Below are 13,439 nucleotides of genomic sequence, written 5' to 3'. Positions count from 1 at the left end.
CCATGGCGGGCCTGCAACAGACGGAACCAAAGCGGGGGACGAACGTTGCAGAAACCGTTCATCTCCTGTTCAAGATGACGTCCGTATGACAGATACACGAAACTTTCATGAAATCTGGAGACGGCCTTGGCCCTGTTCACCTCCGCAGCCGTGGCAATCAATGCAACCGAAGAACGCGCCGTCGAGGCCGGCTTCTTCGCGCGCCATGCCAAGACGCTTGCCGTCCTGCGTTCCCTTGCCGTTTCCGTCCTTCTTGCGCTCCTCACCGTCGTCGTCGTCGAATGGATCACGCGCGGCGCGCTCGATCAGGTGCGCCTCTATTTAACCAATCTCGAACAGCCTGCCTGGACGACGACGGGCGTCTTCTTCCTGCTCTACCTCGCCGTCGACGCGCTGATCGGCCGCCAGCACAAGGCCGTCCTGCTCGTCTCGCCGCTCGTCGTGCTGATGGGCGTCATTTCCCAGCAGAAGCAGGTCTTCCTCACCGATCCGCTCTACCCGACGGACCTGCTGTTCGGCCGGCAGATTCTGGAACTCATGCCCGTGCTCGTGCAGGACCGGCCGTGGACGGCCGCTCTCCTCGCCGTCGCCGTTCTCGCCTCCGTCGCCGGCCTCATCAGCCTGTGGGTCTTCGCCTGGCGCCGTTTCCGGCCGCTGACGAAGAGGGAACGCCTGACGCGGCTTGCCGTCGCGCTGCCGCTTCTCGCCGGCTTCGTCTCCATCATGGACTACAACGAGTTCTCCTGGGTCCGCGACCGGTTGAAAGTCTTCCCGATCATGTGGGATCAGGCGGAGAACTATCGCCACAACGGTTTCGTCATGGCCTTTGCCATCAACCTGCCGATGGCAAACGTCCAGGCGCCCGCCGGCTACATGACCGAGGCGATCGACAAGATCCCCTCCAAGCCGCTGCCGGCCGGCACCACGCACCGTTCGAAGCCCGACGTGATCGTCGTCATGAGTGAATCGCTGTGGGATCCGGCGCGCATCGAGAGCGTGAAGCTTTCGGCCGACCCGATGCCCGTCATCCGCGAAAGCCAGGGCGGCAACGTCTTCTCGCCGGAATTCGGCGGCCTCACCGCCAATGTCGAGTTCGAGGCGCTGACCGGCTTCTCCAACGCCTTCCTGCCGACGGGCTCGATCCCCTACCAGCAATATGTGCGAAAGCCGATCCCCTCGCTTGCCACCTTCTTCCGGGCGGAAGGCTACACGGCGCGCGCCATCCATCCCTTCTCCGGCTGGTTCTGGAACCGCAACAGCGTCTACAAGGCGTTCGGCTTCGAGACCTTCAAGGACGTCGACAAGATGCCGCCGCTCGCCAAGCGTGGCAACTTCACCTCGGACGAGGCGCTGACCAAGGAGATCATCCGTCAGGCGGACCTGCAGGAAGATCCCTTCTTCTTCTTCACCGTCACGCTGCAGGGCCACGGCCCCTATGACGACGGCCGCTACGCCAAGACCGACATCAAGGTCGACGGCAAGCTCGATGCCCGCGACAACCGCATGCTCGCAAGCTACGCGCAGGGCGTGAAGGAAGCCGACAACAGCCTGAAGATGCTGATGGACTGGGCCAAGGACCGCGACCGCGAGACGATCATCGTCGTCTTCGGCGACCACCTGCCGCCGCTCAACACCGTCTACCAGAACTCCGGCTACATGAAGGGCATCACCGCTTCACGCAAGGGTTCGCCCGAGGTGATGAAGAAGGAACACGAGACCCCGCTCGTCATCTGGTCGAACAAGACGGGTGCGGAAAAGGAAATCGGCACGATCAGCCCGGCGTTCCTGTCCTACTACATCCTCAAGGAAGCCGGCTTCGAGCATCCCTACTACACCGGGTTCCTCGGCGCGGTGCACGAGAAGCTGCGCGTCATCGACCGCTACATGCTGATCGACGCCAAGGGCAACGGTACGGGCGGCTGGGCGCGCAAGAAGACGATCGACCCGCTGGTGCGCGACTTCCGCTTCCTGCAGCACGACATCATGTTCGGCAAGCAGTACGGCCTGGAGCGCTTCTTCAACTCCCATGCGGAACTGATGGCCGCAGGCTACTGATTTCCCAGAAAAGAACGTTAGGTTAGGGCTCCGATTCCCACAACGGAGCCTGGCCATGAGACCCTTCGACGACGCCGCCCAGATCCTCTTCGGCAAAGCCTCCAGCGAACTCGACGATACCGAGCGCGAGGTCCTTCTCCATTCCCGCGAGGGTCGCATCCTTTCAGAGGATCGCAACGACGCCTATGACGCAAAACAGTCTGTCGGCGAGCGGGTCGCAGACGCCATCGCCCGCGTCGGCGGCTCGTGGGCCTTCATCATCACCTTCCTCGGCTTCCTCGTTGTCTGGACGATCGTCAACACGATCGTGCTGACGCGTGAAGCCTTCGATCCCTACCCCTTCATCTTCCTCAACCTCGTGCTCTCCATGCTCGCTGCCCTTCAGGCGCCGATCATCATGATGTCGCAGAACCGGCAGGCCGCCCGCGACCGCTTCGAGGCCTCGAAGGATTACGAGGTCAACCTGAAGGCCGAGATCGAACTGATGGCACTGCACCACAAGATCGACACCCACTTCATCAGCGAGATCGCTGCGTTGAAACTGGAGGTTCTGCGCTTGCACGAGGTGCTGCGGCAGAGGGAGTGACAATCGTCCACAACCTATCTGAGTTACAATTTTAGCTAATTCAATTAATAGGAGAAAATTAACACACAGGGCGCACGATATAGGTGCATTCCACCAGAATGCGCGAATACCTTGTCAGCGGACAATCCCAAGGAGGAGATGTCATGCACACGCTGTCTAACCTGGTAAAGGATCGATTCGGCACTTCGGCTCTGGAATTCGCGATCATTGCGCCCCTGTTCTTCCTTGTGCTCTTTACGCTCATCGCCTACGGCGTCTATCTCAGCGTAACCCATGCGGTACAGCAGGTCGCAGCAGACGCGGCCCGCACGGCGGTTGCCGGCCTCAACCAGACCGAGCGCATCACGCTCGTCAACCGCTACCTCGATACGTCCCACTTCGACTACGCCTTCCTCAATCGTGCAAAGATGCAGGTCGTCGTTACCGACGATCCGGCCAACCCGGAGCAATTCACGGTCACGATCACCTACAACTCCGAGGATCTGCCGATCTGGAACCTCTTCACCTTCGCCCTGCCCAGCCAGAAGATTAAACGCTACTCCACCGTCCGTGTCGGAGGAATGTGACCATGAAACGCTCTCGCACCTTGCTTTCCGACCGCGACGGCAACATTGGCACGCTTGCCGCCATCAGCCTGCCGCTGCTGATCTTCTCGCTCGCCCTCGGCGTCGACTACGGCTACCTCACCGTGCAGCAGCGCGAGTTGCAGACCGCCGCCGACCTTGCCGCCATTGCCGCCGCCTCCAATGTCAACGACGCGGAGAAATCCGCCGCCAGCTACTTTGCGCTCAACAACCTCCCTGTCGCCGTGACGGGCAAGGACGGCGCCACCATCCCGGCCGTCGTCACCACCTTCAACTCCAAGGCGACGCCGGCAACGGCTGTCGTCGAGCGTGGTCGCTACACGGCCGATCCCGACATCGCCCCGGCGGAGCGCTTCAAGGCGGCGAGCGCCGATGCGGACGCCGCACGGGTGACGATGACCCGCTCGTCGGATCTCTTCGTCGCAACGCTCTTCACCCCCAAGTCCCCGCTGCTCTCGGCAACCGGCTCGGCCGCCCGCTCCAAGACGGCGGCCTTTTCCATCGGAACACGCCTTGCCAGCCTCAATGACGGAATCTTGAACGCGGTGCTCGGCCAGTTGCTCGGCACCAACCTCTCCCTCAATGTCATGGACTACCGGGCGCTGGTCGATACCGACATCTCCGTCAACCCTTTCCTGAAGGCCGTCGCGACGCACCTCAACCTGACGGCAGGCACCTATGAGGATGTGCTGAACGCCGGCATCACCATGCCGCAGCTCCTCGCCTCGATGCGCGCCGTCGAGGGCCTGTCCGGCCCCGTGCGCTCCGCATTGCGGCTCGTCGAACAGGCAACGGCCGGCAGCAAGGTGAAGCTGCCGCTGTCCCGCATTCTCAATCTCGACCCGAAGAAGGGCCTCGCGATTGCCACCGGCGGCGACTGGAAGATGTCGATCAACGCCCTGCAGATGATCACGTCGGCCGCGGCGCTCGCCAACGGCAAGAACCAGGTGGCGCTCGACGTCGGCGCCGTCGTGCCCGGCCTTGCCGCGGTCAAGGTGACCCTCGCCATTGGCGAACCGCCGGTGGAAACGCCCTCGCACCGTCTCGGTGCACCGGGCACCGCCGTGCGCAGCGCCCAGACGCGGCTTGCCGTGGAAGTCTCCGTCGATGGCCTCGCCGCGCTTGCCGGCCTGCGCATCAAGCTGCCGCTCTATGTCGAGGTCGCAGCCTCGGAGGCAAAGCTCTCCGATATCCGCTGCCTCGGCGGCTCGCCGACGAATGCCAATGTGGTGGTCGATGCGGTGCCTGGCGTCGCGGAGGTGGCCATCGGCAAGGTCAATCCGTCCGTGCTCTCGGACTTCTCGGACGACGCACGGGTGGAAAAGGCCCGCATCGTCGATTCCGCCCTCCTCAGCATCGACGCGATCGCCCATACCGAAGTGAAGAACCTCGGCAGGACCCGCCTCACCTACACGCCGACGGAAGTCGCCGCCGGCACGACGAAATCCGTCTCGACGCGGGACACGCTCACCTCGGCCGTGCGCACCCTCTTCGGCAATCTCGACGTCGACATCAACATCAAGCTGCTCGGCCTGCCGATCGGCATTCCCGGCATCGCCGCGGCACTCGGCAGCACGCTCGGCGCCGTGACGCCCGCCATCGACGAACTGCTCTACAACCTCCTGATCCTCGCCGGCGTCCGGGTCGGCGAGGCGGACATCCGCGTGACCGGCGTCAGCTGCCAGCGGCCGGCGCTGGTGCAGTAGACCGGACGGTGCGCCGCCGCTGCCTCAGCGCGCCTGGGGCAGTTGCGGCGCACCGTCGTTGATTTCGTAGTAGTCGCCCTTGTCGGTGCAGAAGATGTGCACGCCCATCTCGAGCCCGGTCGGCAGGTCGAAGGCACCGGCCATGACCGATATGTGATCGGCCGTATCGCCCTTCCAGAACAGCGCCGAGCCGCAGATGCGGCAGAAGCCGCGCCCGGCAGTCGCGCTCGCCCGGTACCACGTGACGTTCTCTTCCCCTTCGATCGTCAGCGCGTCGTTGCGCACGTCGGTAGCGGCGTAGAAGTGGCCCGTCTGCCGCCGGCACTGGCTGCAATGACACGCAACCACTTTGCCGAGCGCGCCACGGGTGCGAAAGCGCACCGCGCCGCACAGACAATGCCCCGTATGTTCCTCACTCATGCCTTCCCCCCAAACGAAAACCGGGCCAGCTTTTCCAGCTGGCCCGGTCCTGTCAATTTCACATTCCTGAATGCTTGCATCAGTTCCGCTAATCTACGGAACCAAAGCATGAACGAATGGCGATCAACCGTTCACAACCATGCGTTTTTCATCGCGGCCGCCCTTCATGCGCTCGGCAAGAAGGAAGGCGAGCTCCAGCGCCTGGTCGGCATTGAGGCGCGGATCGCAATGCGTGTGGTAGCGGTCGGCGAGGTCATCGCCCGACAGCGCCCGGGCGCCACCCGTGCATTCCGTCACATCGTTGCCGGTCATCTCGATATGGATGCCGCCCGGATGCGTGCCTTCCGCGCGGTGGATCTGGAAGAAGCTCTCGACTTCCGACAGGATCCGCTCGAACGGACGGGTCTTGTAGTTGTTGAGCGTGATCGTGTTGCCATGCATCGGATCGCAGGACCAGACGACCTTCTTGCCTTCCCGCTCGACGGCGCGGATGAGCTTCGGCAGGTTGTCGGCGACCTTGTCGTGGCCGAAGCGGCAGATCAGCGTCAGGCGGCCAGCCTCGTTCGCCGGGTTCAGGAGGTCGGTCAGCTCCAGAAGGCCGTCGGCGGTCAGCGACGGGCCGCACTTGAGGCCGAGCGGGTTCTTGATGCCGCGGCAATATTCGATATGCGCATGGTCGGCCTGGCGCGTGCGGTCGCCGATCCAGATCATATGGCCGGATGTCGCGTACCAGTCGCCCGAGGTGGAATCGACACGGGTCAACGCCTGCTCGTAGCCGAGCAGCAGCGCCTCATGGCTGGTGAAGAAATCGGTCTCGCGCAGGCCCGGATGGTTTTCCGCGCTGATGCCGATCGCCTTCATGAAATCCATGGTCTCGGAAATCCGGTCGGCGAGCTTGCGGTAGCGCTCGGCCTGCGGTGAATCCTTGACGAAGCCGAGCATCCACTGGTGCACATTCTCGAGGTTGGCATAGCCGCCCATCGCGAAGGCGCGCAGCAGGTTCAGCGTGGCAGCCGACTGGCGGTAGGCCATGATCTGGCGTTCCGGGCTCGGCACGCGCGCCTCTTCCGTGAACTCGATGCCATTGATGATGTCGCCGCGGTAGGACGGCAGCGTCACGTCGCCCTGCTTCTCGATGCCCGAGGAGCGCGGCTTGGCGAACTGGCCGGCAATGCGCCCGACCTTGACCACCGGCTGCTGGGCGCCGAACGTCAGCACCACAGCCATCTGGAGGAAGGCGCGGAAGAAGTCACGGATCGTGTCGGCGCCGTGTTCGGCGAAGCTTTCGGCACAGTCGCCGCCCTGCAGCAGGAAGCCCTTGCCCTCGGCCACATTCGCAAGCGAGGCCTTCAGGCGCCGTGCTTCGCCGGCGAAGACGAGCGGCGGAAACTTCGAAAGGCGCTCTTCGGTCGCCGCCAATGCGGCGAGATCGGGATAGTCCGGAACCTGCTGGATGGGCTTGTGCCGCCAGCTACTCGGGGTCCAATTCTCTGCCATGATACTCACCTGTCCTGATGCGCCCAAGAAAGCCCGGGGCGCCACGTCCGTTTGAAGATGCGGGCTTATAAACCTTTAGATGGGTCTTGCATAGCCGCAGTTCCAGCCGCATCGACGCATTTGCAACGGTTGCGGCCCCGCTTCTGGACAGGCAATAAAACACCGCAAGCGACCGGTCTGGTCTAGAAACGACGCAGGATTGCATGTGAGGCAACCGGCCCGTCCGGCAGGACCCGCCGGGTGGCGCCCCGCTTCGGTCGGCTGCGGCCGGCAAGGAGACGCGAGAGAAGCGCGCTCACCCCTTCGAGACCCCGCCACGCCTCCGCCTCCAGCGGATCGGACAAGGGGTCCGCGCGGCGCCGCTTCGTCATCTTCTCCGCCCTGTCGAGGGCGATCATCCATTCCGGGCTCATGACGGCCTCCTGTTTCCGGTATCCTTTCCGAGATAGCGACCGCTCGCCGGCCGGCGTAGATGCGGAAATGAAACGTCCGTTTCACGGATGAGCGATGCCGGCCGGCGGCTTTTGCGCTAGAAAAGGGCGTTCAACAGGAGCCGGTGCATGTCGGAAGTCGACTGGAGCGATCTGCAGCTTTTCTTCCACGTCGCGACGGAGGGCGGCCTTGCCGGCGCGGCGGCGATCACGGGTGCCAGCGCACCGACGATCGGCCGGCGCATGCTGGCGCTGGAGCGGGCCATGGGCCGCACGCTCTTCATCCGCAGCCAGCAGGGTTACAGGCTGGCGCCGGACGGCGTGGTTCTGCTGGACCATGTCCGGACGATCCGCCGCACGACCGCCGACATCACCCGCTGGCACGGCGATGCCTTCGCATTGCCCATCGTCTCGATAGCCGGCGACATCTGGGTGATGGACTTCATCGCGGAAAACACGCGCGCGCTGCGTGGCCCGGCCGACAGTTTCCGCCTGTGCTGCAAGCATTTTCCGGCAGGGGAAGACCTGACCTATCGCCACGGCATGATCGGCCTCTTCCACAGCGCACCGAAGAGCGGCAATGTCGCCGTGCGCAAATCGGTGACCGTGGCCTATGCGGTCTATCGCGCTGCAGATCTCGCCTTCGAAGCGGATCTACCCTGGGTTTCGATCGGCACCGAGGTCGCCGTGTCCGATGCGGAGAAATGGGTTTTCCGCAACCACGAGCCGCAGATCCACACCTGGACGAATGCGCCGGCCGTGCTCGCGCGGCTGATCGCCGGTGGCGCCGGGCGCGGCGTACTGCCGGCCTTCGTCGGCGACGCCATGCCCGCGCTCGTGCGCGAGGGCTCCCCAATCGAGGATCTCGGCCATCCGCTCTGGCTCGCCGTCAACGACGACGACCGCCACCGGCCGGAAATGCGGCTGGCCCTCGATCGCCTCGCAGGCCTCTTCAAGCGCCACGAGGACCGCTTCGCCGGCCGGCTGGCCGGCGAGGAACAGCCGTCCGTCAGAGCCGCTGCCCGTTCCTGACGCGATAGCTCGGCTGGTACATGGTCACCAGCTCCTCCGACGCCGTCGGATGCACCGCCATGGTGCGATCGAAATCGTCCTTGGTGACGCCGGCCTTCAGCGAGATGCCGAGCAGCTGCGCCATCTCGCCGGCCTCGTGGCCGAGAATGTGCGCGCCGACGACCTTGCGATCGGCCGCATTGACGACGAGCTTCATGATCGTCTTTTCCTGCCGGCCGGAGAGCGTCGCCTTCATCGGGCGGAACTCGGCGCGGTAGACCTCCAGCTCGTCGAAGGTCTTTGCCGCCGCCTCTTCGCTGAGGCCGACAGTGCCGATCTCCGGCTGGGAGAAGACCGCGGTGGCGATGAGGTCGTGGTCCGGCGAAACCGGATTGCCGCGGAACTCCGTCTCGATGAAGCACATCGCCTCATGGATCGCGACAGGGGTGAGCTGCACGCGGTCGGTGACGTCGCCGAGCGCGAAAATGCCGGGCACGTTGGTGCGGGAATGGGCATCGACGATGATCGCCCCCCGCTCGTCCGTCGCAACGCCGGCCGTGTCCAGGCCGAGGCTGCCGGTGTTCGGCGCGCGGCCGAGCGCCAGCATCACCTGATCGACGGCAAGCGTCTCGCCCGTCTTGGTGGTGACGGTGCGCCTGCCACCCTCGGCTTCGCTCACACGGGTGATGATGTCCTCGCAGAGGATGCGGATCCCCTTGGCGACCATCGCCGCCTGCACGCCCTGGCGCATGTCCTGGTCGAAACGCGACAGGATCTGCTTTCCGCGGTAGATCAGCGTCGTCTCGACACCGAGGCCATGGAAGATGTTGGCGAATTCGACGGCGATGTAGCCGCCGCCGGCGATCAGGATGGATTTCGGCAGTTCCGGCAGGTCGAACGCCTCGTTGGAACTGATGCAGAGCGCATGGCCGGGCAGGTCGGCATGCGGCGTCGGATGGCCGCCGACGGCGATGAGGATGCGCTCGGCCGTCACCAGCTCGTCCGTCGCCGTCAGGCGCACGGTGTTCGGCCCGACGAGCACGGCGCGGCTCGCAAGGATTGTCGCGCCCGCATTGTCGAGGCCCTTGCGGTAGAGCCCTTCCAGACGGGTGATCTCCTTCTCCTTGGCTGCAACGAGCGCCTGCCAGTCGAAACGGGTCTCCCCGACCTGCCAGCCGAAGCCGGCGGCATCCTCGAAATGTTCAGGAAACTGCGAGGCGTAGACATAGAGCTTCTTGGGCACGCAGCCACGGATGACGCAGGTACCGCCGAAACGGAACTCCTCGGCGATAGCCACCTTCTTGCCCATGCCGGCGGCAAGGCGCGCGCTGCGCACGCCGCCGGAGCCTCCACCGATGACGAAGAGGTCGTAGTCGAATGTCGGCATGGTGATCTCCTGCGGGCAAGCCTGGCCGGACGGCCGTCTGACGGGGGCCGACGGTGCGAATCCGCCGTCGGGCGCTACACATATAGGAACAGCAGGGCCAAAAGGAAAAGACCACGCCGCCGCAGCCCGGCGTTGCAGGCACTTCCTCCCCTTCACGTCTTCGCGAGATCCGCCCAAAAATGGGTAGGACGACGGCGGCAATTCCCGTTTACGTCCGCCCGCATGCACTCTAAGAATTGCACGCTCGATTGTGGGCTAACCGGATGACAAATATGCACAAATTCAAACATTTCACAGCAGCCGCCGCAGCACTCGTCATGCTTGCAGGCCCGGCCGCCGCGGAAGACCTCGTCTTCAAGCTCAAGAACGGCACCGGCTCGGTGCTGACCCGCTTCCACACCTCCCCGGTCGGCGTCGACAAGTGGGAAGAGGATGTTTTCGGCGAGCAGGTCCTGAACCCCGGCGAAACGATCGAGATCACCATCGCGGACGGCCGCAGCGTCTGCAAATACGACATGCGCTTCGAGTTCACGGAAGATTCCGACCTCGACACGACCACCGATACGCAGAACCTCTGCGAGCTCGGCGAATACACGATCCACGAATGAGCCCGCCCGGGATCGCCGCGCATTGCGGCGGTCCCGCACGTTTCAGGCCATGACAGTACCGCGCTCGACGGCCGCCTGAAAAGCCTCGGAAATCGCCGAAAACTTGAGCGCCTGCCAGCGCCGGTATTCCAGGACGAGATCCGGTGAGACCCAGCAGTCGCCGCGATTGCCGGCAAGCGCCCAGCCGATCAGCCCCTCGTCCCGCGCCCTGGCCAGGATGCGTGCCGTGTGGCTCTGCGAGATCAGGTAGCGCGCGGCAATGCCGCTCGACGTCACCGGACCGATCCAGACCCGAGTTTCCGTCAGGTGCCACGGCGCCCGCGCCGCGATGTCGTGCAGGATGTTGCTGCCCGCTTCCGCCCGGGTGAACAGGCCGACGGCATTCGGCGGGCGACACCAGCCCTGCGCGGAAAGCAGCAGGCGCGCCATGCGCGTCTGTGCAGGAAGGATGAGGTCCGGCGCCGCCCGCAGGCGCTCCGCACGCCCCGCGCCGTCCATGCGGTCGAGCGCTTCCAGATGGGTGCAGTACCAGCGGCGGATCAGGTCTTCCGTATGCGCCCGCGCAACGAAAACCCGCTGCCGGCGGTCGCTGTTCGCAAGCGGCTCGACGAGACCGTACTGCCGCATCTCGGCCAGGAAGGCGAGAACGGTGTTGCGGCTGGCGATCGGCGTATTGGCAAGGAAGCGCAGGAGATTGCTGGGCGAGATCGGCGGGCGCGCCGGATCGAGACGATGCTCGAAGTGCAGCGCCAGCGTCGCCTGGCTGAGAAGCCATTTTTGCAGGTCCGCCAGATAGCGCACCTCGCGGGGAATCTCGCGATGCGTGGCCAGAAGCTCGGCGGCGGAAAAAACGAGACAGTCCTGGAACCGACTGTCCGCAAGAAGACGGTCGACGCTATAGACTATCATCTGGTCGGGAACGCGATCGGCGAAAGATCGCTCTGGCAGCACGGGCGACAGGGCGGCATAACGGAAAAGGGCGGCTCGCGCCGCCCCTTCATCATTCGGTTACTGCTGCGGCTGCGCTTCGCCGCCCTCGGCCGACGCTGCGGCGCCGAGGATCGGGTTCAGCTTCTTGGCGCTTTCGGCACGCAGGTCGCGGTCGACGCCGACAGCCCAGATCTCGGCGGCCTTCATGACTTCGCGCGTGGCGATCGGGCCGTCCGACAGCAGCTTCTTGCCGACCGGCGAGCTGTAGAAGTCAGCGATCGACTTCAGCTCTTCCTGGGTGAAGGTCTTGGCGTAGATCGTCGCGGCTTCCTTCTCGAGGTCGGCGCGGCGCGGGGCGAGCGCCAGAGCCTGCTCGTCGACGGTGGCGTTGATTTCCGTCTCGTGGTTCGGCGAGGCCTGGACGAGCGTCGCCTTGATGCGAACGGCAAGACCCGGCAGGATGTTGTCGAAACCGTTCGTGGCACCGATCGCGTCGATGGCGGCGCGGGCAGCCTTGACCTGCTCGTCGGTGACGTCCTGCGCCTTGGTGGCGCCGGCAAGCGCTGCCGATACGATGAGGGTCGCCGCGAGGGTCCGGCCGAAACCAGCAAATTTGATCATGTCGGTCTGTGCTCCTGTCTAGTCTTTTGCCGTCAGCGTGCGCGCACCCGCGGGTCCCGCGATGATGGCCAGCGACGCCATGTTGATGAAGAGTCCGTGTTCGACGACACCGGGAATGTCATTGAGGTTGCTTGCGAGCGCATCTGCATCAGGAATGCGGCCAAAAGATGCGTCGAGAATGTAGTGTCCACCGTCCGTCATGAACGTGCCGTCGCCCGAGGCGCGCAGCGCGATTCCCCCGGAAAGCCCAAGGCGGGCCGCCGTCTTCTCGATGGCGATGCGGGTGGCGGTGAGACCGAAGGGATTGACTTCGATCGGCAGTTTGAAGGCGCCGAGCGTCTCCACGACCTTGGTCTCGTCGGCGATGACGATCATGCGCGTCGAGGCGCTGGCGACGATCTTCTCGCGCAGCAGCGCGCCGCCGCCGCCCTTGATGAGGCGCAGCTTGCCGTCGACTTCATCGGCGCCGTCGATGGTGAGGTCGAGTTCCGGCAGTTCGTCGAGCGACTTCAGCGGCACGCCGAGCTCGACGCAGAGCCGCGCCGTGCGCTCGGAGGTGGGCACGCCCTCGACCTTCAGGCCGCCGGCGACCTTTTCCGCCAGGAGCCGCACGAACTCCTCGGCGGTCGATCCGGTGCCGATACCGAGGCGCATGCCGTCCTCTACATGGGTGAGCGCGACCTCTGCGGCCTTGATCTTCATTTCCCGGGCGTCCATGCCCAAAACTCCTTGAATGGTCGTCGGCCGGCGCCGAAGCGGCCGGATTTCCGGTGAGACACTTACACGCCCCCGCCGGCAAACGAAAGCCAAAAACGCCGCCCGTCCCATGCCGGCCAAGGCGGAGAAGGCGATTGCAAATGCCGGCGCCATCGCATACCGGAAGGGCCTGCCTGCGTCCTCCCCATACAAGGTTTCCCCATGTCTGCTTCTCTCGTAGTCTTCGATCTCGACGGTACGCTCATCGACACGGCGCACGATCTCGTGGCAAGCCTCAACCACACGATCGGCCTCGAGGGCCTCGAGCCCGTCGGTTACGGCGACCTTACCTATCTCGTCGGCCACGGCGGCCAGGTGATGATCAAGCGCGCCTTCGCGCTGCGCGGACGCGACATTTCCGAGGAGGAGCTGCAGCGCATGCTCGCCGCCTTCGTCGAGCACTATTCCGGCGCGATGCCCGGCGTTTCCGTGCCCTATCCGGGCCTTCTCGACGCCATGGACCGCCTTGCCGGCGCCGGCCACCGCCTTGCCGTCTGCACCAACAAGCTGGAAGGCCTCGCCCGCCGCCTTCTCGACGGCCTCGCCCTCACCCCGCGTTTTGCCGCGATCACCGGCGGCGACACCTTCGCGGTGCGCAAGCCGGACGCCGAGCACCTGCTCGGCACCGTCCGCCTTGCCGAGGCCGATCCGAAGCGCACGGTGATGATCGGCGACAGCCTCAACGACATGCTCGTCGCCCGCAATGCCGGCGTGCCCTCCATCGGCGTGCCCTTCGGCTACTCGGACGTACCCGTCGCCGACCTTGAACCGAGCCATGTCATCACCCATTTCGACGAACTGACACCCGACCTCGTCGAGCGGCTCATCGCCCGCTGATATCCCGGAG

The 13,439-nt window shown here is 64.7% G+C and carries 14 protein-coding genes; 7 read left to right on the top strand and 7 right to left on the bottom strand.

Annotated features, from left to right (window positions below):
- Positions 1-126 precede the first annotated feature (126 nt).
- The 4 genes from EXZ48_RS10100 to EXZ48_RS10085 all read left to right on the top strand — a co-directional run bounded on the left by EXZ48_RS10100 (position 127) and on the right by EXZ48_RS10085 (position 4,931).
- The gene (locus EXZ48_RS10100; protein ID WP_130515736.1) at positions 127-2,055 is read left to right on the top strand and encodes an LTA synthase family protein; all 1,929 of its coding nucleotides are present in this window, start codon (positions 127-129) and stop codon (positions 2,053-2,055) included.
- Positions 2,056-2,110: 55 nt separating this feature from the next.
- Entirely contained in the window at positions 2,111-2,641 is a 531-nt protein-coding gene (locus EXZ48_RS10095) for a DUF1003 domain-containing protein (RefSeq protein ID WP_023513095.1), read from the top strand.
- A gap of 143 nt (positions 2,642-2,784) precedes the next feature.
- The gene (locus EXZ48_RS10090; protein WP_024271085.1) at positions 2,785-3,207 is read left to right on the top strand and encodes a TadE family protein; all 423 of its coding nucleotides are present in this window, start codon (positions 2,785-2,787) and stop codon (positions 3,205-3,207) included.
- Between the two features lie 2 nt (positions 3,208-3,209).
- On the top strand, positions 3,210-4,931 hold the full coding sequence (locus tag EXZ48_RS10085) for a pilus assembly protein TadG-related protein (RefSeq protein ID WP_023516586.1): 1,722 nt from the start codon (positions 3,210-3,212) through the stop codon (positions 4,929-4,931).
- A gap of 24 nt (positions 4,932-4,955) precedes the next feature.
- Here EXZ48_RS10085 and EXZ48_RS10080 read toward each other — a convergent pair whose 3' ends face one another.
- From EXZ48_RS10080 to EXZ48_RS10070, 3 genes are all read right to left on the bottom strand, one after another.
- Positions 4,956-5,351, bottom strand: coding sequence for a GFA family protein (locus EXZ48_RS10080; protein WP_130515734.1), 396 nt, complete (start codon positions 5,349-5,351; stop codon positions 4,956-4,958).
- Positions 5,352-5,474: 123 nt separating this feature from the next.
- Positions 5,475-6,848, bottom strand: coding sequence for a class II 3-deoxy-7-phosphoheptulonate synthase (locus EXZ48_RS10075; RefSeq protein ID WP_023516307.1), 1,374 nt, complete (start codon positions 6,846-6,848; stop codon positions 5,475-5,477).
- A gap of 182 nt (positions 6,849-7,030) precedes the next feature.
- A complete protein-coding gene (locus tag EXZ48_RS10070) occupies positions 7,031-7,261 on the bottom strand; it encodes a hypothetical protein (protein WP_023516306.1) in 231 nt (76 codons plus the stop codon).
- A gap of 147 nt (positions 7,262-7,408) precedes the next feature.
- Between EXZ48_RS10070 and EXZ48_RS10065 the strand changes: the two genes are divergently transcribed.
- Positions 7,409-8,311 carry a LysR family transcriptional regulator gene (locus tag EXZ48_RS10065; protein ID WP_130515733.1) on the top strand — a complete coding sequence of 301 codons (903 nt, stop codon included), beginning with the start codon at positions 7,409-7,411 and terminating at the stop codon, positions 8,309-8,311.
- Here EXZ48_RS10065 and gor read toward each other — a convergent pair.
- Positions 8,289-9,677, bottom strand: a complete 1,389-nt coding sequence (gor, locus tag EXZ48_RS10060) for a glutathione-disulfide reductase (protein WP_130515731.1) — start codon at positions 9,675-9,677, stop codon at positions 8,289-8,291. The two genes, EXZ48_RS10065 and gor, sit on opposite strands and share 23 nt — an antisense overlap.
- 317 nt (positions 9,678-9,994) lie before the next feature.
- Between gor and EXZ48_RS10055 the strand changes: the two genes are divergently transcribed.
- Positions 9,995-10,285: a hypothetical protein gene (locus tag EXZ48_RS10055; protein WP_371687653.1), complete on the top strand. Its 291-nt coding sequence runs from the start codon at positions 9,995-9,997 to the stop codon at positions 10,283-10,285.
- Positions 10,286-10,327: 42 nt separating this feature from the next.
- Here EXZ48_RS10055 and EXZ48_RS10050 read toward each other — a convergent pair whose 3' ends face one another.
- The 3 genes from EXZ48_RS10050 to rpiA all read right to left on the bottom strand — a co-directional run bounded on the left by EXZ48_RS10050 (position 10,328) and on the right by rpiA (position 12,553).
- Positions 10,328-11,194 carry a hypothetical protein gene (locus EXZ48_RS10050; RefSeq protein WP_023515093.1) on the bottom strand — a complete coding sequence of 289 codons (867 nt, stop codon included), beginning with the start codon at positions 11,192-11,194 and terminating at the stop codon, positions 10,328-10,330.
- A gap of 99 nt (positions 11,195-11,293) precedes the next feature.
- Positions 11,294-11,836, bottom strand: coding sequence for a DUF2059 domain-containing protein (locus EXZ48_RS10045; protein WP_023515092.1), 543 nt, complete (start codon positions 11,834-11,836; stop codon positions 11,294-11,296).
- A gap of 18 nt (positions 11,837-11,854) precedes the next feature.
- Positions 11,855-12,553, bottom strand: a complete 699-nt coding sequence (rpiA, locus tag EXZ48_RS10040) for a ribose-5-phosphate isomerase RpiA (protein WP_050743218.1) — start codon at positions 12,551-12,553, stop codon at positions 11,855-11,857.
- A gap of 201 nt (positions 12,554-12,754) precedes the next feature.
- Between rpiA and EXZ48_RS10035 the strand changes: the two genes are divergently transcribed.
- Positions 12,755-13,429, top strand: coding sequence for an HAD family hydrolase (locus EXZ48_RS10035; RefSeq protein ID WP_130515726.1), 675 nt, complete (start codon positions 12,755-12,757; stop codon positions 13,427-13,429).
- The last annotated feature ends 10 nt before the right edge of the window (positions 13,430-13,439 follow it).

Source organism: Shinella sp. JR1-6 (assembly GCF_004284735.1).
Classification (GTDB): Bacteria; Pseudomonadota; Alphaproteobacteria; order Rhizobiales; family Rhizobiaceae; genus Shinella.
The sequence above is the reverse complement of the archived record's forward strand: the minus strand, read 5'-3'. Positions and strand labels throughout refer to the sequence as shown.